The sequence below is a fragment of the Pseudovibrio sp. FO-BEG1 genome (assembly GCF_000236645.1).
Lineage (GTDB): Bacteria > Pseudomonadota > Alphaproteobacteria > Rhizobiales > Stappiaceae > Pseudovibrio.
Window position 1 is genome coordinate 2,946,532 of sequence record NC_016642.1, and the last position, 20,217, is coordinate 2,966,748.

A 20,217-nucleotide genomic window follows, 5' to 3' on the forward strand; every position below is an offset into this window, starting at 1 on the left:
CTACGGTCGCCTTTTCATCTTCTACCGGTAGCAAATTAAGCAGCCATACTTAATTTCGCTGGAAAAGCTGAGGGTTTTAGGTGTTCGACGCCATAAGCAAAAAGCTGTTTGCGGACGATGAAGGCGCTCCCAGCCTCATCCGCCGCCTTCTCCGTGAAAACTTCGGGCAATACAAGTTCCAATACATGATCGCGTTTGCTTTCATGCTGGTAGCCGCAGCCGCAGGTGCAGGCAGCGCAGCCATCATGAAGAATGTGATCAACCAGGTCTTCATCGATCGCAACATCACCATGGTCTACATCATCTCAGGCGCAGTGGTGACAATCTTCCTGACCAAAGGATTGGCAACCTACGGGCAGACAGTCGTTTTGAGCAAGATTGGTAACTCGATCGTTGCCAAGCTCCAGCGCGACATGTTTGAAAAGGTGACGCGATTAGGTGTTAGTTATTTCGACCATACGACCTTTGGAGATCTAGCAACGCGCTTCAGCCATAATACTGGGGCTGCGCGCGGTGTTATGGATTTGATCATCTTGTCCGCAGGTCGTGACGTTATGTCCGTAATTGGTCTTGTCACCGTTATGGTTTGGCAGAATCCATTGCTCTCGTTAATCTCCTTGGCAATCATGCCTCCAGCTGTCTATGCGGTGTCAAAGCTTGTACGTCGAGTGAAGAAGATCGCAAAAAGCCAGTTTGTTTCCCAGACATTGATCCTTTCGCTGGTCAAGGAAATGGCTCTGGGTATTCGTGTTGTTAAGTCTTTCAACTATGAAGAGAAGATGCATGGAGCAATGGATGATGCGGTATCCAGCGTAGAACAGCAGTCCAATAAGATCGCGAAGCTAACAGCCAGAACGTCGCCATTGATGGAAACTTTGGGTGGCATCGCAATTGGTATCATCATTCTCTATGGCGGTTATAGTGTGATTGCATTGGGTCAGGACCCAGGTGCGTTCTTTGCCTTCATTACCGCGCTGCTGCTTGCATATGAGCCAATCAAACGCCTTGCACGGTTCCAGGTCAATTTGAATACGAAGCTTGTTGGTGTGCGTCTGATGTACGAACTTCTGGATATGCCAGAGGAAAATCAGGTCACCTCTGATAAGCCTGACCTCGTCGTTTCGAAAGGCTGCATTGAGTTCAAAAAGGTTGAGTTCGACTACGGTGAAACCAAAGCTTTGAACGGTCTGGATATCGTTGCAAAAGCGGGTGACGTTACAGCTTTGGTCGGTGCTTCTGGTGCTGGTAAGTCGACGGTCTTTTCTCTGATCGAACGCTTTTATGAAGTCGATTCTGGTAAGATTATCATTGATGGCCAGAACATCCGTGACTTCAACATGGAGAGCCTGCGTAGCAACATCGCGATCGTAACACAGGATACGTTCCTATTCGATCGGACTATCAAAGAGAACATCCTCATCGGTCGTCCGGATGCGACAGATGAAGAAGTCATCGAAGCTGCTAAGAATGCGAATGCCCATGAGTTCATCGAGAAGATGGAGAAGGGCTATGACAGCAATGCAGGTGAGGGCGGTACACGCCTCTCAGGTGGTCAACGTCAACGTTTGGCAATTGCGCGTGCAATGCTTTCTAATGCTCCAATCCTGCTGCTTGATGAGGCTACGTCTGCTCTGGATGCTGAATCTGAGAACAAAGTGCAGACGGCTCTCGCAAGGCTGATGAAAGGGCGCACCACATTGGTGATTGCGCACCGCCTCGCAACAGTACGCGATGCAGACACAATCCATGTTCTGTCACATGGCAAACTTCTGGAAAGTGGTACGCACAATCAGCTCTACGAGATGGATGGTTACTACCGCCATTTGTGTGAGCTTCAGTTCACCAACACGAAAGAAGAAACTCAGGAAGACTCTTCAGAAGCCTGATGTTCCTCTTAAGTTTGGGCTCAGAGCAGAAAACTCTGATCCAGAACAAGAAAAGCCGCTGTGATCATCCAATCACAGCGGCTTTTCTTGTTCTGGATCAGATGAACTTACTCGGTGTAAGTCACTGTCGCACCCAGCAACTCAGGCAACTGTTGAGGTGCCAGAGCTGCAAGACCTCCAAGCTGCATGAGTGGGACCGCAGACTGTGGCGCCAAAGTTACGCGGATGTTGGTTGGCTTGCCAGCAAATTTCTTCGCAGCATTTGCCAGTTCCAGTGCAAACTCAGTCTCAGCCAGCGGGCCAGCCTGCTGCAGAGAACCATCAATCATCATGGATGCCAGCATCTCAGCTGGAACGCCTGCCTGTTCAGCCTGTGCCGCCAGCAACTCACGGATCAGTGGGGAGTCCAGCACTTCAATCTGAGCGCCTTTGAAGGTAGCCAGCGCAATCACAGCTTCTGCTTCATGCGGCTTTTCAAAGAGGGAGCGAGGAATGCCGCCCAATTGAATGTCAGCACGCAGCTTCAGGCCGTTCTCCAGCTCAAACTCAAACTTCTCAAGAGTGAGATCTTCTGTGCTCTCATCCCAAGCGATTTTGAAGTCTTGTGTGAGATTGACACGCTCAATACCAAGACGGTCAAGCACACCTAGTACCATTGGCTCTTGAAGGAGCACAGCATCAAAGCTCAAGCCACCAATAACTTCAGACAGGCTTGTCGGGATAGGGCCGATATGGTTGCCCATCTCGATGGTGAGCTCATCAAGGGAAACAGGTGTTGGCAGATCGTCAGCCTGTATGTTTAGACCAGCAGCAGAAATGCGACCAATTGTTGGAATGGCTTTCATCGCCGCTTCAGGATCAGCTTCTGCTACTAGAGAGCTTTCAACAATAGTACGTAGGCTAGGCCATGCAAGATTCGCAAGTTCAAAGGTATCCAGATCAAACACCGCATCGTCGCCTTCGACGGCACCATGCAAACCTTCAAACTTCATCTGCCCAAGACTGTTATTTGTCAGATCAGTCATTGAGACGTGCTTTATTGTGGCTTCAAAGCTTGGCGCTTTAGTGTCTTTCATCCGAGCACGGATTGGATCCCAGACTTTAACCGCCATATCATTCACGTCAGAATAGGCGATAGAGAAAGACCCAAGAGCATCAAGAAGACCAAAAAACTGCTCTACCGCTTCTTCGCCTTCTGGTTTGCTCTTGAGATTGTTAAATGCCTGCCAAAGCTTACCGGCATCTCCTCCAGACATGCGCACATCTTTGGTAACAGAAGCGCCTGCGCTGGATTCCATGACGCCAAATGGGGCAGATGCTGGCCCGCCCTCTGTCTTCATTGAGCTTGTGAAACTGCCAACACTGTACTCACCAACCAACAGGTCAGATGGAGCGTCGCCAGCACCTAACAGTGCGAGCAAAGGTCGTAAGTCTTGATTTTTGATTTTAAAGTCATTGTAGACAGTTTCAGATATTGTCGAAACATCACGACCGTCTGTAACAACTGAAGTAGTTGAAGAGTAGGCGACTTTTTCAAAGGTGTTCAACGCGATTACGCCGTCTTTCGCTTCGGAAAAAACGCCATTCTTGATTGAGTACGTTCCAGTAACCGCGTCGGCAACAACAAAATCTGCAGCTGCTTCAGCAATGCTGCTGTGATCATAAGAAATACGAGTTGCCGCAACGAGTAGTTGCTGAAACTCATCTGCTGTGATGCCATCGGCCAGAACAGGCAAGTTAATCCAGTTTTCAGTGTACCCTGAAACCACATAGCCTGTCGCACTGCTGGTGACCTTAAAGACATCATTGGAGGCCTGAGCTTCAGCGACGCTATTGACGTTCTCTGTTTTATCAAAGAAGCCAAGTTCGATATTCACTTTATCAGTGGTAACGGTGTCAAAACTGAATGTTTCACCATCGCGCGATGAGCCTTCATAGACTGCTTTAGGCGTGTTTATGATGTAGTAAACGCCAGCTTTAGGTTTGTCCTCGTCGAACGAAAATGTGAACATTCCTTCGATTGTATGATCCAGGATTTCAGTTTTCGATCCGTCGTCAACTGCCTGCGCATAAGATGCTTTCTCTGCACCGTTTGCAAGGAACCAAGCATTGTACTTATCAAGAAGATCGGATGCTGGGCTGGAAAGGGCAGGTTGGGCGGATAAACCTAATACAGTGATTGAAACGGCAAAAAATCCCTGCCGCTTAAAATTTTGGAAAGGCATTAAATAAACCTTCAATGGTCAGTAGGAGGGTTCCTCTCTAGTTTACATTTGCTTCAAGCGCGATGCCAAGCAAAGAAATGATCGAGACGGGAGAAATTGCAGATACCCCAAGAATTTGTGTTACACTTATTGGTGCCTTAGGGGTAGCGCTCAGCGTGATACTCTGCGGATTTTGCAAAAAGCTATAAACGGCTTCTGTGAACTCCAGCTGCTTGGCTTGATCCGGTATCCTCTTAAACTGCTTCTCAGCCCGATCAGTCAGTTGGCGAACATACGCTGATTTGGACTGACCCTGCCGATGGGCCTGCTGTTCTAAAACCTCATCCAGGCCACCTTCATTGACCAGCGACAGGTCGAAGTTTGCCACTGCCGCGCTTTGCAGCAAGTCCAATGCAATAACGTTGTCTTTGGTCGCCAGCTCGGCAATCTGTTCAACAACGGTATCTGTGAGGCCTTCTAGCTGAACAGAGAGCTGCACGGAAAAGAGATCTCGCAAAACAATGGCTGCGCTGGGAATGTTCACTTCGCCAGTATCGCCATTCCATTCGCCTTCAAAATCAATATCTGCATTCACTTGCGGCAATCCCAACTCATCAAGAAGCTGCTGTTGGGGAGGCGCAAACATCGTTCGGTTCAGCACTATGTTTGCAACCTGAACGCTGGCAACAATCGGAAAACCGCCATTATTGATGTCAAAGTCAATCGTCACCCGCTCAATGGGCATGGATTGACCGCTGGAGCGGTCCTCAAACAGCAAGCCCATGACTTCGGCAGTGGAATAAAGCGAAGTAGGGAGATCTGATGCCGGATTTTTCAAATCATCTTCATTGGGCAGATACAGATCCGTAATCGCAATCCTTTCTGCTGAGAACTCGAAATCTGTTTCATCAATCTCAAAGTTCGAGGCTGCAAACGCGCCAACAAAAATCCGGCCGTCACTTTCCAACGATGCTTGCGCAAGACCAAGATCACCGATCTTAAAACGTGTTGTCTTATCCGCAGTCGGGTAACCTTCAATGCCGCCAATTGAGAGCACGTCATTGTCAACCGTTACTGGCCCCACATGTGTGAGCGTCAGTCCGTGATCCTGCAGGTTTTGCAAAAATGCCTTGGCAACAGGATTGTCAGTATTGATCTGAGCTGAAGCCGCAGTTGCGAAAATGTAGCTAAAGAAGAGGGCAAGGAAGAACGCAAAAGCAGAACGATGACGTGGTAACTCAGAACTGTGCATGTTTCGGCTCCAGGTTTGCCGTTTGAAGGCAGTTGGAGCGTAAAATGGCATAGTGAGGGTTAGGGGCGCGTGTATATCACTGCAAAAAGTCAAATCACTCTAAGAGAAAACAAGTCGCATTTGCGCGTTTGGATGCAAATTTTGAAAGCATCTGGGGATCGTTTGGGGTGTTTGGATGATTTTTACAGTTTTAAGTAAGCCTTAATCATAGAAATAGGTAGCCGTAGTCTGCAATTTAAGGTCGTTGTTGTGTCTCGCCATTATTTCGTATTTGTCCGCGCAATTTTGGTTGCTTTGGGATTGGCGCTTCTGCCACTGCTCATCGGAAATATGATCCTTGAGAACTTCGCGATGCATCAGGCGCGTAACGAGATGAACGCGATTGCAGACCGGTATATTTCTCGCAGTGAAGCAGCAATCTCCGATGTGGTGGAAGTTCTGCGCCAGATGCAGGTGAAAGGGCTGACGTCCTGTACGCGCCAAAATCAGGGCGAGTTTGAAAAGACGCTTTCAGAAAACGTCATCATCAACGCCATTGGCATCGTGGATCATCGCGGTGTGCCCATGTGCTATGTCCCAGCTCAGGTGCGCCGCGGCAGCAGCATTCTGCCCGCACTGAAGCCCGATGCTCCCCGCGTTGGAATTGGCATGTCCTGGATGGAGTATCAGGGCATCCGCACAGCGTTGGTCTCATGGAAACTGCGCAATGGCTGGCGTTTGGTGGCCAACATCTCGCCAACCGTTCTGGCTATCGAACCGGGTCCTGACTATCTGCGCCACGCTTCTGAAATCGAAGTGCGTCTTGGCCGCGACCACGTCTGGGTGAACCCGGCCAACAGCAATCTGCCGGTGATCATGGGCAGCAACTTCATCGAAGAGTTTGCAGCCTCCACCATTTATCCAATTAATGTGCGCATCAGAAGCGACCGTAATGCCGTCATGAGCCTGGTTGGAGAACTCAAAATCGTCGCTGTGATCGCCTGTTCTGGTATTGCTATCTTCCTCATCGCTTTGGGCGTCTGGCTTTCCTGGAAGCCGGAGAAGGACGCAGAAGACGACTTTGTCGCCTCCATCCGCAACAACGAGTTCATTCCGTATTACCAGCCTGTTGTTGATATCGTGACAGGTGAGCTACAGGGCTGCGAAATGCTGATGAGGTGGCAGCTTCCCAACGGTAAAATGGTGCCTCCCGGCCAGTTCATGACCTATGCAGAGACCTCAGGCCACATCTTCGAGATGACCCGCAGCATCATGCGTCAGTCCATTGATGATCTGGGAGAGCTCTATTCCAAGCATCCGGAACTCAAGCTTTCTGTGAACCTGTTTGCAGGCCACTTCAACGATCGGTCCATCGTGGATGATCTCCTCGATATCTACGAGGATTCTCCAATCGCCCTTAATCAGGTGGTGATGGAGGTGACTGAACGACAGCCTTTGGAAGATATCGATCTGGCCAGAAAAATCATCGCGGAGCTGCAGGCGCACGGCATTCGCGTTGCGCTGGATGATGTGGGAACAGGTCACGGTGGTCTGGCATACCTGCAAAAGCTTGGCATGGATATCGTCAAGATCGATAAGATGTTCATCGATCCTCTCGGCAGTGAAGAAAATGCATTCCGTCTGGTTGATGCAATAGCTGAGCTGGCTGACACCATGAACATGGGCATCATTGCAGAGGGCGTAGAGAAGTACGAGCAAATCGTTCTGCTACGCGAGCTCGGCGTATCTTCCGCACAGGGCTACATCTTCTCTAAACCTCTACCGGCTCGCAAGTACCTTGAGTTTGCGGAAGATATCTTCACAGATCGCCGCAATCCGGTGAAGGTGCTGGAAGAGAAGAAAGAAGCCTCAGACGCTGCATTAGAGCAAGTCGCGTCTCAGGACAGCACCAACTAATCCACCCAATCTCGTTCGTACAGAGCCTTCGTTTATTGCCTGTTGAAGGGCATTAATCACGCCGCCGCATGCACAACTTTGCATGTACCGTTGAATAATCAGTAATTATTCCATAATTAAATAAGGCGTATGTTGGATAGATTACTATACTGCGAGGGCTTCCAAGGGGGATAGGTTGATTTCTTGCTCCTGTAGGGGAGGTGGAAGACAGCATTCTACGGAACAAAGCAACTGGAAAAGAAATATTCACTCGCACGGGTTTAATTAGCTGCATGTGCCTCAGCACAGCCTTCAGCTTGGGTTAGCCTTTGCCAAACTCATCAATCGGAGCAAGGCTAACGATGAACCAGATCATAAAGGGTGCGGAATTGGAGAGCGCAGTTCCTGCAAATGTCTTTGTAGAAACAGTAACGGAAGTGACTCATTTCACGGACCGTCTTTTCCGGTTCAAAATCACGCGCCCAACAAGCTTCAGATTCCGCTCTGGTGAGTTTGTGATGATCGGTTTGATGATCGACGGCAAGCCTCTGTTCCGAGCGTACTCTATTGCCAGCCCATCCTGGGATGAAGAGCTGGAGTTCTTCTCCATCAAGGTTCCGGATGGCCCACTGACCCAGCATCTGCAGAAGATCAAAGAAGGGGATCATGTTCTTCTGAAGAAGAAATCCACCGGTACCCTTGTCCTCGATGCACTGTCTCCGGCAAAGCGTCTTTACATGTTCTCTTCCGGCACTGGCATCGCGCCATTTGCCAGCCTGATCCGCGATCCAGAAACCTACGAGAAGTTTGAGGAAGTGATCCTGACCCACACCACTCGTGAAATCGCTGAACTACGCTATGGGGAAGAGCTGGTCGCTGACATCACCAATGATCCCCTGATCGGTGAAGTCGCAGCGGGCAAATTGCACCTTTATAACTCCGTAACCCGTGAGCGTTTCAAACGGGAAGGGCGCATCACGCACCTGATCGAAAGTGGTAAGCTCTTTGATGATCTCTCAGTGCCACCACTGGACGTTGCTGAAGACCGAGCCATGATCTGCGGTTCCATGCACATGATCGCAGACACCAAAGCGCTGCTGGAACAGCGCGGCTTTACGGAAGGGGCCAACAACCATCCTGGTGATTTTGTTGTTGAACGTGCGTTCGTGGGCTAACCTGCCGCAAAATATGTGATAGCTCATTTCTGTTGCAGCGTATTCCCGCAAAAGAGTTTCGATTGTCGGGTGAGAATACGCTCTAAGAAAAAGATTTAGAGCCAGATGCGCGAATAGATATGAGCGCAGACTGCTCTGGATTGGAGATGGGCTCACGTGGGCAAGAAAATATCCTCTGAATATCTGCGCCGGGCCGCGCTACATTATCTCAACAGATACAGCGCGTCCGAAGACAGCTTGCGGCGTGTTTTGAAACGCAAGATTGAGCGTCGAGCCAGAGAAGCAGAAGAAGAACCCTACGAGTATTATGAGCTGATCGAGCCTGTGGTCGCGTTTTGCCGTGAGCACAGCTTCATTGATGACCTGCGCTTTGCCCAAAGCAAAATCAGGTCTGGCACGGTCAAAGGCAAGTCCAAGTCCCGTATCAAGCTGGAACTCAGCGCTAAAGGTGTGTCTGGCGAAAACATCCAGACTGCCTTTGATGATGAAGAGCACGACGACCAGCGCGCCGCCATCTCCTATGCCAAACGTCGCAGACTAGGCCCATGGCGCACAAAGCCAAAAGAAGAGCGCCGCGACAAGGAACTGGCCAGTCTTGTGCGGGCTGGCTTCCCATATTCACTCTCCCAAAAGATTGTTGATATGACTTTGGAAGAGGCCGAAGACATCATCTACGCGGCAGTGCTCTGAGGATTTTCGTCAAATCCTTTGAAAAATCCCAAGGGCCTTTTGTAAAGGCAGCAAGAATTCTTCTCTAGATTGATCTGATCTGTACTTAATCCAGCACCGCACCTTTGGGAGAAAAGATGCCGGGTTCAGATCGACGCACCACCTTCAGAAAACACAATCTGCTGATTTCTGCGCTTGCCGGAGTGAGCCTGCTGATATTGCCAGCTGCTTCCTTGGCAAATGATCGAACACCCGCAAATGAGCCCCCCGAAAAAAAGGATGTCATCGTTACGCCCGAGCAAGGTGGAGGTCTACACGTTGACCAGATGCGTCAAACCAAGTGTGCTGTTATCATCGATGACTTCGACGAGTATCCCAGCCCGGAAAACTGGGACATCCACCGGATGAACAAGCCGGAAAACTTCCAGATTGAAAGTGATGTGGTGCGCGATGGCGGCCATGCGCTGGCAATCACGGTCTTCGGTGATGATGAGCTGGATTCGGAAGGCAATCTCAAAAACGAACTTTGGGAAGCCCGCCAGAAGCGCTGCGATTTTGGAGATGAGGTTTGGTATTCGTTCAGCTTCAAAATCGATGGAACAGTTTGGCCTGCAGGCTCAACCCGATGGGTGATCGGTCAATGGAAAGAAGATTCCGGAGGCAGTCCATTTCTCGCGCAACGGTTTGACAACGGCGTCTTTCATATAACGGTGCAGCACAACGATACACGCAAGTTAGTGGCACAAGCCGAGGGTAGCTATCAACAGGACTTCAAAGGCTTCTCGCGTGAACTCCAGCAAATGCTGAGTTTAGATCGTCAGGGTTTTCGTAACAGAAATGACGCAACCCGAACCTCAGACGAGTTCCTTGGCAGCGGGCTCACTCTGGAAGAGCTGAAGAAGGCGATTGAAACGCAGGATACCTCCAAGTTCCCGTTTCTGGCAGATCCACAAACCTATTCAGATTACCCCGGCATCAAGATTGAACTCTCCGATGATCCTGTTCTGCCAGACCCCACTGACGGCTGGGTGGATATGCGCTATCGGGTAAAGGGAAGTCGCGTCGGGCAGGGGATTATCGAGATCTGGGCCAATGATAGGTTCATCGCCCGTGTTACCGGTTATATCGGCAATGATGAGTTCTCCGGTAACACCCAATACTTCAAGTTTGGGCATTACCGGGATTATGATCGCGATGATCTGCAATCAACCGTCTATCTGGACCGCTTTCGCAGAGGCCCACACCGATCAGATGTGGATTAGAACAGCCCTTCAACCTGACCGTTCTCATCAAGTCCAATGGTTTCCGCAGCTGGATGGCGTGGCAGACCCGGCATCACCATGATGTCACCCGTCAGGGCCACAATGAACCCGGCACCGGCTGAAAGCCGTACCGCCCGCACATGAATGCTGTAGTCAGTAGGTGCCCCAAGCAGGCTAGGATCGGTCGAGAAGGAGTAGGGGGTCTTCGCCATACAAACGGAAAGATGCCCGTAGCCTTGCTCTTCATAGGCCTTCAGCTGATTCTTCACAGACTGATCGCAAGTGATTTTGGAGGCACCATAAATCTTCTTGCAGATGCGGCGGATCTTTTTCCAAAGACCCAGATCATCCTCATAAAGGTGCTTGAAGTCAGATTCAGTTGTCTGCAGAATTTCAGAAACTGAAGTTGCGAGCTGCTCAGTGCCCTTGGAACCATTGGCCCAGTGTGTGCATGGAACGGCCTTTACACCAAGTTTCTCCATACGCTTCATTATGGTGGCGATTTCCTGATCCGTATCAGGGCCATAGCGATTGATGGCAACAATTACAGACACGCCGTAGCTCTGGCAGTTTTTGACGTGGCGCTCCAGATTGCTCATGCCTTTTTCAAGTGCGTCGATGTTCTCTTCCGTCAACGCGTTCTTGGCAACGCCGCCATGCATCTTCAAGGCACGCACAGTTGCCACAACCACTACCGCATTTGGTGTTAAACCAGCTTGGCGGCATTTGATGTTGAAGAACTTTTCTGCACCAAGATCTGCACCAAATCCTGCCTCCGTCACCACATAATCAGAAAGGCGCAAGGCAGTCTTGGTCGCGATCACCGAGTTGCAGCCATGTGCGATGTTCGCAAATGGGCCACCGTGAATAAAAGCCGGATTGTTCTCCAGTGTCTGCACTAGATTAGGGCGGAAGGCATCTTTCAGCAGAGCCGTCATCGCACCATCAGCTTTCAGGTCACGGCAGTAAACTGGTGTCTTGTCTTTACGATACGCAATCAGCAACCGGCCAAGTCGGTCCTGAAGATCCTGCAGGTTCTCGGCTAAGCACAACACCGCCATCACTTCAGAGGCAACGGTGATGTCATAGCCAGACTCGCTTGGGTATCCATTGCTCACACCGCCAAGGCCAGTGGTAATGGATCGCAGTGAGCGATCATTGATGTCCACCACGCGGCGCCACACGATGCGGCGCTGATCAATGTTCTCCGCATTGCCCCAATAGATGTGGTTGTCGATCATGGCTGAAAGCAGGTTATGAGCTGCGGTGATTGCATGCAGATCGCCGGTGAAATGAAGATTGATATCTTCCATCGGCACCACCTGGGCATAACCGCCACCAGCAGCCCCACCTTTCATGCCAAAACACGGGCCTAGAGAAGGTTCACGCAGGCAGATGGTTGTTTTCAGGCCAATGCGGTTCAGTGCATCACCAAGGCCAACCGTCGTTGTTGTTTTACCCTCACCTGCAGGAGTAGGGGAAACAGCAGTCACAAGTATGAGTTTTCCATGTGGCCGGCTGTTCACCTCTGGCATCTCATCCAGGTTCACTTTGGCCTTGAAGCGACCATAAGGCTCAAGAGCATCCTCCGGGATCTCCAGATTTTGAGCGATACGCGCAATTGGTTTCATGTCTGCTGCGCGGGCAATTTCAATATCTTTCATGGAAAAACTCCAGATTAGAACAGGTCACCAAAGGAGCCGGAGAGAGCGTCAAAACGCAAATCAGGCAGGAACAGCAATGTAATCCCTACGTAGAAGCTCTAACGAATGCACGTAGAAAGTTCAAGATTGTGTCTGATCACTTGAAAGCAACTTAGTTAACGGCTGTCATTTGCATTTTTGCTGAGACTGGAAACATTATTGCCTGAATAGCTGTTGGTCTGTTCTAAATATCACCAAACTGAGCTTGCGCGACAAAACCAAGGGCTTTAGAGCTGTTTGGGTTTTCAAAATTATCTACGCCAAGGCCGTAGTTTCGTCGGTTAGGTCACCCCATGTTTTTATTCGAAGTTGCCGCGCTCGGTGCTGCTGCCACCTGGGCCATCGGTGGTCTCATTTCTGCAAAACCTGCTGCGCATTTAGGAGCCATCGGCTTCAACTGTGTGCGCATGTGGTTCGTTGTGCTGTTTCTGGGCGCCTATATGTTTGCAACCGGCACATGGAATACCGTTGATTCTAGCCATGCATCACTCATCTTCTTGTCTGGCTTTATCGGCATCTTCATGGGGGACACACTGTTGTTCCTCACCCTCAATCGCATGGGGCCGCGCCGTACAGCCATTCTGTTCTCTATGAACGCACCCATGTCAGCTCTGCTGGGCTGGTTGTTCTTGTCTGAGGAGCTGTCTCTGCAGGCCGTTATCGGCATTGCCTGCGTTCTTGTCGGCGTTATCCTCGCCATCGCATTCGGAAAGCGCAAAGACCAACTGCATAAATGGGAAGCAATCAGAGGTCCGGTCGTGGTCGGCGTCCTCTTCGGCACTTTGGCGGCTCTCTCCCAGTCCGTGGGTTCGATCATCATCCGTCCCGTCATGGAAAGCGGCGCTGATCCTGTCGCGATCTCCCTCATGCGCTGTACTATCGCTGCCTTTGGCTTGCTGGCGCTGTTCTACCTGCCAGGCCGTCCATTCCGCCTTGCAAACCCGATCAACAAAGAGATCGTCGCACTCGCATCCTTGTCCGGCATGCTTGGCATGGGCATCGGTATGACCTTGATCCTCTATGCGCTCAGCGGCGGCGAAGTAGGCATTGTCTCTACGCTTTCCGCAACAACACCAGCAATGATGCTGCCAGTTCTCTGGTGGCAGACCAAAGAGTTCCCAGCCATCGGTGCATGGATCGGAGCACTCCTCGTTATTGTTGGCTGTGCACTGATCTTCATGAGCTAATCAGCGAGAAAGATCATACTCTATCTAACCACCACAAGCAGGTGCGACCGACTAAGGCCGCACCGCAAGATCTGGTAGTGGAACAATCACTTGCAATTTCTGTGAGTTTACCCGGCAATTGGTCGAATTTTATCAAGTTCCTTGCAGAGGCAGTTGACGGAAGCCCCCGAAATCTGATCAATAGCCGGGTATTTGGTATTTTTATCGATCAGATGAAAATGAAAAGGGAACACGGTCCTATTGGATAAGCCGTGGCTGCCCCCGCAACTGTAAGCGTAGAGTTGTTGCTCACACATGCCACTGATGCTGTTGTTTAAAGCAGTGTTGGGAAGGCGGAGCAGCAATAAGGACGCGCAAGCCAGGAGACCTGCCAGATGCAGTCACTCACCCAAAGCACGGGGCGTGCTAAGGGGCGGTATTCCGTTCAGGTGACATTCACAGTGCGTCTGACCGGCAATCAAACACACCTCTTTTCAAGAGGTTAGAGTAGATTTCTCCAAAGACGCACAATGCAATCAACAGCATAGCAGTTCTGAAAGCTGCTGTGAATGGTGGACCAAACTCGTGCGTAACACATCTTGGATCGCAGCTACCCTCAAATCCGGCGTAGCTCTCTCAGCACTCCTCAGCTCAACCCTCGCATCAACTGCGCAGGAAGCTGATCTCGACGAAGTCATCGTCATCGCCAACAGAACGGAAACCGAAGCCGGCAAAGTCGGCTCCACAACCCATGTCGTCACCGAAGAAGACCTTAAAAACGATGGCGCTACGTTCGTCTCTGAATACCTGATCAAACTCCCAGGCATTTCCTTTTCGCAGAACGGAGGGGCGGGGAAAGCAAGTGCTCTACGCATCCGTGGAATGAGCGGCTACTACACAAAAATCCTTGTTGATGGGGTCGATATTGCAGACCCATCTGGAACGCAAGTCGAAGCGCGTCTTGAGCACATTCTGTTAAACGATGTGGAGCGAATTGAGATTCTGAAAGGTTCGCATAGTGCTTTGTATGGCGGACAAGCTGTTGGTGGTGTCATCAACATCATTACCAAGCGAGCTGAGCCTGGCACCGTAAAACACAATGCTGCGGTGGAGGGTGGTAGTTACGGGACTGTGAATGCGTCCTATGGGTTTCAGGCTGCTACTGATAAAGCAGACATTGCAGTTAATGTGCAGCGTTACCATACCGATGGTTTCAGCGCGCAAACTCCCAAAGGCGGGGCTGCAGATGAAGACGGATATGAAAACCTGACCTTCTCTGCAAAAGGCTCCGTCGATGTTACAGATGCATTGAACTTATACTTTGTCGCTCGCGGTACAGATGGTCATAGCGAGTATGATGGCTTTAATAATCCTGATGCCCGCAACGAACAGGACTATCGCCAATACATTGGTAAACTGGGAGCAAATTTTGCTTGGTTGGATGACCGTATGACAACCGATGCTTCATTCCAGATTGTTGATACCACTCGTAAATACTACGGTGACAATCCTGGTACATATAAAGGCGATCGCTATAAGTTTGATGTGTTGAACACCTTCGATGCAACCGATGAAATCACGTTGAATTTTGGCGGTGATTGGATGCATGAAGATTATGCTGAATATGGCAGCAGTCGTATATTTGGTGGCTTTGTTGAAGCAATGGTTGAACCGACTGACGAGCTTAGTCTCTCTGTGTCATCCCGTTTGGATCACCATTCTCGTTTTGGAACATACTGGTCTGGTCGCGCGACCACGTCCTACCAGTTGCTGGAAGGAACACGCTTCCGTTCAAGTTTTGGCAATGGCTTCCGCGCACCTTCTCTCAACGAGTTATTCGGCAAATGGGGAGCCAATCCAGATCTGAAGCCAGAAACAAGCGTGAGCTTTGATGCTGGTATCGATCAGGACTTCCTGGATGGTAAAGTACGTCTTGGAGCAACTTACTTCCACATACTGACTGAAGATCTCATCGCGTACACAAGCAAGTACGAACAGATCGACGGCTTGTCCCGCAGTCAGGGCGCAGAACTCTCCGCCAGCTGGGATGTGCTCGATAACCTGAGTTTCAATGCTGCTTACACCTACACATGGGCTGTTGGGCCGGATAAAAAACGTCTGCGCCGTGTGCCTCTGCATGATGTCAATGTCGGCGCCACGTATAAGCCGGTGGATGTTTTGTCTCTCAACCTCAACACCAGTTATGTTTCTGGCATTGAAGACAACGGAGACCTCGACGATTTTGTCTTGGTCAACGCAAAAGCGGCTTATCAGTACAATGATAATCTGACATTCCACGTTCGCGGCGAGAACCTGTTGGATCAGGACTATGAGCGGATCAAGGATTATCAGACACCGGGCCTTTCCGTTTACGCTGGTGTTAGCGCCAGTTTCTGATTAAGTATGCCGCTCAGCAAAGGTTGGGCGGCATTCTCTGGTTTCTTCAGTACTGCCCGATGCTGCGTCCCAAACTCTCACGCTGCTCAAAAGGTCTAAATGCGAAATAAGATCAAAAAGATCATGCAGACCGCACTGCTGATGACGCTGGTTATCAGCCCGGCAGCGGCCCATGCAGATGTGAGTGGAGTGAGTGCACCCAGACGGGTCGTATCCATGAACCTGTGCACCGACCAGTTTTCCATGTTGCTCGCAGGTGAGGGGCAGCTTGTCTCGGTTTCCAGATTGGCATCAGACCCAACGCTCTCTGTCATGAGTGAAGAGGCAAAAGCCTACCCGATCAACTTCGGCGGGGCAGAAGAGATCTACCTGATGAACCCGGATCTGGTGATCGCAGGCACCTATACCAATCAAACCACCGTGCAGATGCTACGCGGCCTTGGCATCACCGTGGTGCAGGTTCCGCCGGTGCGCACTATCCCGGATATCGCCAGAGAACTCCGCCGTCTCGGTAAAGTGCTGGGACAAGAGCAAAAAGCTGAGGCACTGGCCAGCCGGTTTGAGGCTACCGTTCAGCGTTTTGTAGAAGCACAGCCCGATGAGAAAGCACGGGCAGGAGTCTATTACGCCAACGGCTACACCGCTGGGGATGGCAGCCTTGTCAACGAGCTGATCACGACAGCAGGCCTGCAGAACATCGCCAACAATATCGGCCTCAAAGGCACCAGCAAACTGCCACTTGAACTGCTGATCCTGGAAGACCCGCAGTTGCTTGTTGAGGGTACTCAGTTTTCCGACAAACCTGCATTGGCATTTGAGCTGCTGGCTCATCCGGCCTTAAAACGAACACTCGGCAACAGTGGACGCGTTTTGATGGAAGACAAATATACCATCTGTGGCCTGCCGTTTGTCGCCGAAGCCATAGAGAAACTGGCTAATCAATCCAAACGCTTGGGGGCACAAGCTGAATGACAAAGCATCCTGATGCCCCTCTGATCGTAATCCTCGGCCTGATCGCAATCACGCTGTTCCTGACCTCTCTCATGATCGGCGCTGCTGATCTGACAGTAACTCAGCTCATAGAAGCAGCTTTCGCTGCCGAGAAAACGCCGGTTTCCATCGTCTTCTGGGAGATCCGTGTGCCGCGTGCTCTGCTGGGGGTGATCACCGGCGCAACGCTTGGGTTGTCTGGAGCAGTCCTCCAGGGCCTTTTGCGCAATCCACTTGCAGAGCCGGGCCTGATCGGCGTCAGCTCCTCCGCCAGCCTTGGAGCTGTGATTGCAATCTACACCGGTCTGACTATCACCATGCCTTACGCACTCCCAGCTTTCGCGCTACTGGGGGCTGCGATTGCTGCTGTTCTACTGCCAATGTTGGCAGGGGGAAGAGGGCAGACGCTGACACTGATCCTTGCAGGCGTCGCCATTTCCAGCATCGCCACCGCGCTCACGTCTTTAGCGCTCAACCTGTCTCCGAACCCGTTCGCAGCCATGGAAATTGTGTTCTGGATGCTTGGCTCGCTCAATGACCGGTCCATGCAGCACCTTTTCATCATTGCTCCATTTATTGTTGTCGGTTGGAGCTTGTTGCTCACCACCGGCAAGGGCCTCAATGCCTTGTCTTTGGGGGAAGAAACTGCCCACACCATGGGCGTCTCACTGCCTCGCCTGCGCTTCTGTGCTATTGCCGGAACTGCGGCCAGTGTCGGTGCTGTGACAGCGGTAACCGGCACCATCGGCTTCATCGGCCTGATCGTCCCGCATTTGCTGCGCAAGATGGTAGGGGGAGAGCCGCAGCGCCTGCTCATTCCAAGTGCGATTGCGGGAGCTTGCCTGCTGACCCTCGCTGATATCACGGTAAAGCTCTTCGGTCCTCAGTCCAACCTGAAGCTGGGTGTACTGACGGCAATCGTCGGGGCGCCGTTCTTCCTCTGGCTGATCATCAAACAGCGGAGGGCGTTGATCTGATGCTGCTGCAACTCAAAGACCTTTCCGTCAACTACGGGCCAAAGAACATCCTCTCTTCAATCAATCTGGAGATTGGGAAAGGCGAGATTGTTGGCCTGATCGGACCAAACGGATCGGGTAAGTCCACCTTGATGAAGGCGATGGTTGGGCTCATCCCATCAAATGGTGAGATCAGCTACGACAATCGGCCTCTAAAAAACATCTCCGCACGCCAGCTATCAAAGCATGTTGCTTACATGGCGCAGGAGCGGGATGTGGCATGGGATCTGTCTGTAGAACGCATCTTGGCGCTAGGTTGCGAAGCCATTGGTGGCTCCGTTCGCACTCCTAAACATAAAGCAGAACTGGAAGAAGTCGTCTCAAGTCTTGGCCTGGAACCAATCCGCAAAGAATCCATTCTTCAGGTCTCTGGCGGAGAAAAAGCCCGTGCACTTCTGGGCCGTGCTTTGATGCAGAAGACGCCACTCATCATTGCAGATGAACCAACTGCAGGACTGGATCCGGAACACCAGCTGGAACTTCAGGAAATCTTCCAGAAGCTACAGCAACAAGGCACATCCATGCTGGTTAGCCTGCACGACTGGACCTACGCCGCCCGCCTGTGCACGCGTCTGGCAATGCTGAAAGAAGGCCGACTGGTTGCTTACGGCTCACCGGAGGAGGTACTGACGCAGGAACGCGTTCAGGATGTCTACCGTGTCAAAGCGCATATTCTGGAAACAGAGCAGGGGCCAGTCATCACCCCCACGACACGCTTGTAAAACAGTGACTTATTCAGCTGCAAGGCTTTTGCGGAACATCCGGTCCAGGTAAGACGCAGCTTCTTTGAACCGGTCCTTGGACTTGTCCGCAGGCAGCAATGTCTGTACCTGACTGTCAAAGTCAGCGTAGTGCTGTGTGGTGGACCAGATAGAAAACAGCAGATGATAAGGATCTGTCTCTGCAATCTTGCCAGCATCCATCCAGCCCTGAATGACAACGGTCTTCTCATCTACCAGTGACTTCAAAGGTCCAGCAATCAGGGATTTGATGCGCGGGGCACCCTGCAGGATCTCGTTGGCGAACAGACGGCTTTCACGCGGATAATCTCGCGCCATTTCCAGCTTGCGTCGCACATATGCGCAAATCTCTTCAATCGGCTCGCCTTCAGGGTTGAGCTGATGCAGCGGATCCAGCCACACATAAAGCAGACGCTCGATCAGCTCTGCATGAATGGCGTCTTTGCTGTCGTAGTAATAGAAAAGGTTGGGCTTGGATAAACCAGCTTGCTGAGCCACCTGATCAATAGTGGAGCCACGAAATCCATAGGTTGAGAACACATCCAGCGCGGCAGCGAGGATCTTCTCGGTCTTTTCCATCTGAATTCGTGTTTTACCTTTTGCCTCAGAAGCTTTAGCCATACTCTTTTCCAAAATTACATAGGCGCCGAGCCTTAAATACACGCTCAGCTAATAAGTAAGTTAGCACCTACGAAAACAACGTGCTCTTATCAAGCTAAACTCTGGTAGAAAAGTTGTGATGCGACAGCTCACTCTAATCACTGTTGTTTTTCTGCAATAGATAGAGAAAAGGCCGAGCTCACATGAAGCCCGGCCTGTTTTTATCAGCTGACAGCTTCCGGTGTTTTTGCGTTGTCCGCGTTAAAAGCCGGAATGATCTTTTCGCCATAGTCCGCGATGATCTTCTCTTCATCGCCGCTGTCCAGATAGATATTGAACTGCGTGATGCCTGCATCCTTCAGCTTATTCAGCTTCTCGATGTGGTTCTCAGGTGGGCCAAGCACCGCAAAGCTCTCGACGATATCATCGGTGATGAAGTCCAGGAACGGGTTGTCGCTCTGACCGTGCTTGGAATAATCGTAACCACGACGGTTCTCGATGTAAGACGTTAGAGAAGCTGGTACCTGATCGGTATTGGAGCCATACTTCTCGACGATATCCGCCACGTGGTTGCCCACCATTGCCGGGAACCATTTAGTCTTTTCAATGCCTTCTTCCAGAGTGCCAGTATGCGCTGGAGCAGCTGCCATGATGCCGAAGTTGCTCATGTCGCGGCCAGCTTCCTCACCAGCAGCAACAGCCTGATCACCTAGCCACTTACAAATGCCTGGTTCTGCGATCTGCAGAATAAGACCATCACCAACACGACCAGCAGAACTCAGCGCTTTTGGGCCATAAGCGGCAACCCAAACAGGCAGCTCATAACCATCTGCCCATGGGAACTTCACTGGCTCCGGACACTCGCCGTATTGCGCTTCATCGCCGCGCACCAACGCTTTAACCACGTGGGTGAACTCTTCCAGACGTTTCAGCGGCGCAGGCTTTTTGCCCATCACGCGCACAGCACTGTCACCACGGCCAAGGCCGATATCAAAACGACCACCGGATTGCTTGGCAAGGGAGCCAAACAGGCTGGCTGCGTGAGACCAGTCACGAGTGTTTGGGTTGGTTACGCAAGGTCCAAAGCGCATGTTTTTGGTGTGTTCCATGCACATTGCCATGGCCACGAAACTCTCACGCCACAGAATGTGGCTGTCATAGAACCAGCAGTATTTGAAGCCGGCATTTTCGGCCTGACGAACCAGCGCTTTTGCGCGATCAGGTTCCACGAACCCTTTAAAGCAAATACCAAAATCCATGTGTCTCTCCTCCACGAAAGTTA

General features: G+C 51.1%; 15 protein-coding genes and 1 riboswitch. Of the genes, 10 read left to right on the plus strand and 5 right to left on the minus strand.

Features of this window, described 5'->3' with window-relative positions; genetic code table 11:
• Window positions 1-80 precede the first annotated feature (80 nt).
• Window positions 81-1,886 (plus strand): ABC transporter ATP-binding protein, encoded by a 1,806-nt coding sequence (locus PSE_RS13515; RefSeq protein ID WP_014285365.1) that lies wholly within the window; start codon window positions 81-83, stop codon window positions 1,884-1,886.
• 107 nt (window positions 1,887-1,993) lie between these two features.
• Here the strand turns inward: PSE_RS13515 and PSE_RS13520 are convergent, their stop codons facing one another.
• On the minus strand, window positions 1,994-3,898 hold the full coding sequence (locus tag PSE_RS13520; protein WP_148266147.1) for a hypothetical protein: 1,905 nt from the start codon (window positions 3,896-3,898) through the stop codon (window positions 1,994-1,996).
• Window positions 3,899-4,148: 250 nt separating this feature from the next.
• Complete coding sequence (locus PSE_RS13525) at window positions 4,149-5,342, minus strand: hypothetical protein (RefSeq protein WP_041768478.1); 1,194 nt, start codon at window positions 5,340-5,342, stop codon at window positions 4,149-4,151.
• Between the two features lie 249 nt (window positions 5,343-5,591).
• Between PSE_RS13525 and PSE_RS13530 the strand changes: the two genes are divergently transcribed.
• The 4 genes from PSE_RS13530 (at window position 5,592) to PSE_RS13545 (ending at window position 10,323) form a co-directional block, all read left to right on the plus strand.
• Entirely contained in the window at window positions 5,592-7,238 is a 1,647-nt protein-coding gene (locus PSE_RS13530; protein WP_014285368.1) for an EAL domain-containing protein, read from the plus strand.
• A gap of 341 nt (window positions 7,239-7,579) precedes the next feature.
• Complete coding sequence (locus tag PSE_RS13535) at window positions 7,580-8,392, plus strand: ferredoxin--NADP reductase (RefSeq protein ID WP_014285369.1); 813 nt, start codon at window positions 7,580-7,582, stop codon at window positions 8,390-8,392.
• A 156-nt stretch (window positions 8,393-8,548) separates the two neighbouring features.
• Window positions 8,549-9,082, plus strand: a complete 534-nt coding sequence (locus PSE_RS13540; protein WP_014285370.1) for a regulatory protein RecX — start codon at window positions 8,549-8,551, stop codon at window positions 9,080-9,082.
• Between the two features lie 116 nt (window positions 9,083-9,198).
• Window positions 9,199-10,323 (plus strand): heparin lyase I family protein, encoded by a 1,125-nt coding sequence (locus tag PSE_RS13545; RefSeq protein ID WP_014285371.1) that lies wholly within the window; start codon window positions 9,199-9,201, stop codon window positions 10,321-10,323.
• Here the strand turns inward: PSE_RS13545 and PSE_RS13550 are convergent.
• On the minus strand, window positions 10,320-11,987 hold the full coding sequence (locus PSE_RS13550; RefSeq protein WP_014285372.1) for a formate--tetrahydrofolate ligase: 1,668 nt from the start codon (window positions 11,985-11,987) through the stop codon (window positions 10,320-10,322). The genes PSE_RS13545 and PSE_RS13550 overlap by 4 nt on opposite strands.
• Window positions 11,988-12,319: 332 nt before the next feature.
• Between PSE_RS13550 and PSE_RS13555 the strand changes: the two genes are divergently transcribed.
• From PSE_RS13555 to PSE_RS13575, 5 genes are all read left to right on the plus strand, one after another.
• The gene (locus PSE_RS13555; RefSeq protein WP_014285373.1) at window positions 12,320-13,213 is read left to right on the plus strand and encodes a DMT family transporter; all 894 of its coding nucleotides are present in this window, start codon (window positions 12,320-12,322) and stop codon (window positions 13,211-13,213) included.
• A gap of 176 nt (window positions 13,214-13,389) precedes the next feature.
• Window positions 13,390-13,603: riboswitch (cobalamin riboswitch) on the plus strand.
• 174 nt (window positions 13,604-13,777) lie between these two features.
• The gene (locus PSE_RS13560; RefSeq protein WP_014285374.1) at window positions 13,778-15,589 is read left to right on the plus strand and encodes a TonB-dependent siderophore receptor; all 1,812 of its coding nucleotides are present in this window, start codon (window positions 13,778-13,780) and stop codon (window positions 15,587-15,589) included.
• 99 nt (window positions 15,590-15,688) lie between these two features.
• A complete protein-coding gene (locus PSE_RS13565) occupies window positions 15,689-16,561 on the plus strand; it encodes an ABC transporter substrate-binding protein (RefSeq protein ID WP_014285375.1) in 873 nt (290 codons plus the stop codon).
• Window positions 16,558-17,556, plus strand: a complete 999-nt coding sequence (locus PSE_RS13570; RefSeq protein ID WP_014285376.1) for an iron ABC transporter permease — start codon at window positions 16,558-16,560, stop codon at window positions 17,554-17,556. Before PSE_RS13565 ends, PSE_RS13570 begins: the two co-directional genes overlap by 4 nt.
• Window positions 17,556-18,317 carry an ABC transporter ATP-binding protein gene (locus tag PSE_RS13575; RefSeq protein WP_014285377.1) on the plus strand — a complete coding sequence of 254 codons (762 nt, stop codon included), beginning with the start codon at window positions 17,556-17,558 and terminating at the stop codon, window positions 18,315-18,317. The genes PSE_RS13570 and PSE_RS13575 overlap by 1 nt, the downstream gene beginning before the upstream one ends.
• 9 nt (window positions 18,318-18,326) lie before the next feature.
• Here PSE_RS13575 and PSE_RS13580 read toward each other — a convergent pair whose 3' ends face one another.
• Together PSE_RS13580 and PSE_RS13585 are read right to left on the minus strand one after the other, a co-directional pair.
• The gene (locus PSE_RS13580; RefSeq protein ID WP_014285378.1) at window positions 18,327-18,956 is read right to left on the minus strand and encodes a TetR family transcriptional regulator C-terminal domain-containing protein; all 630 of its coding nucleotides are present in this window, start codon (window positions 18,954-18,956) and stop codon (window positions 18,327-18,329) included.
• Window positions 18,957-19,159: 203 nt separating this feature from the next.
• On the minus strand, window positions 19,160-20,194 hold the full coding sequence (locus tag PSE_RS13585; protein ID WP_008547329.1) for a TIGR03842 family LLM class F420-dependent oxidoreductase: 1,035 nt from the start codon (window positions 20,192-20,194) through the stop codon (window positions 19,160-19,162).
• Between the last annotated feature and the right edge of the window lie 23 nt (window positions 20,195-20,217).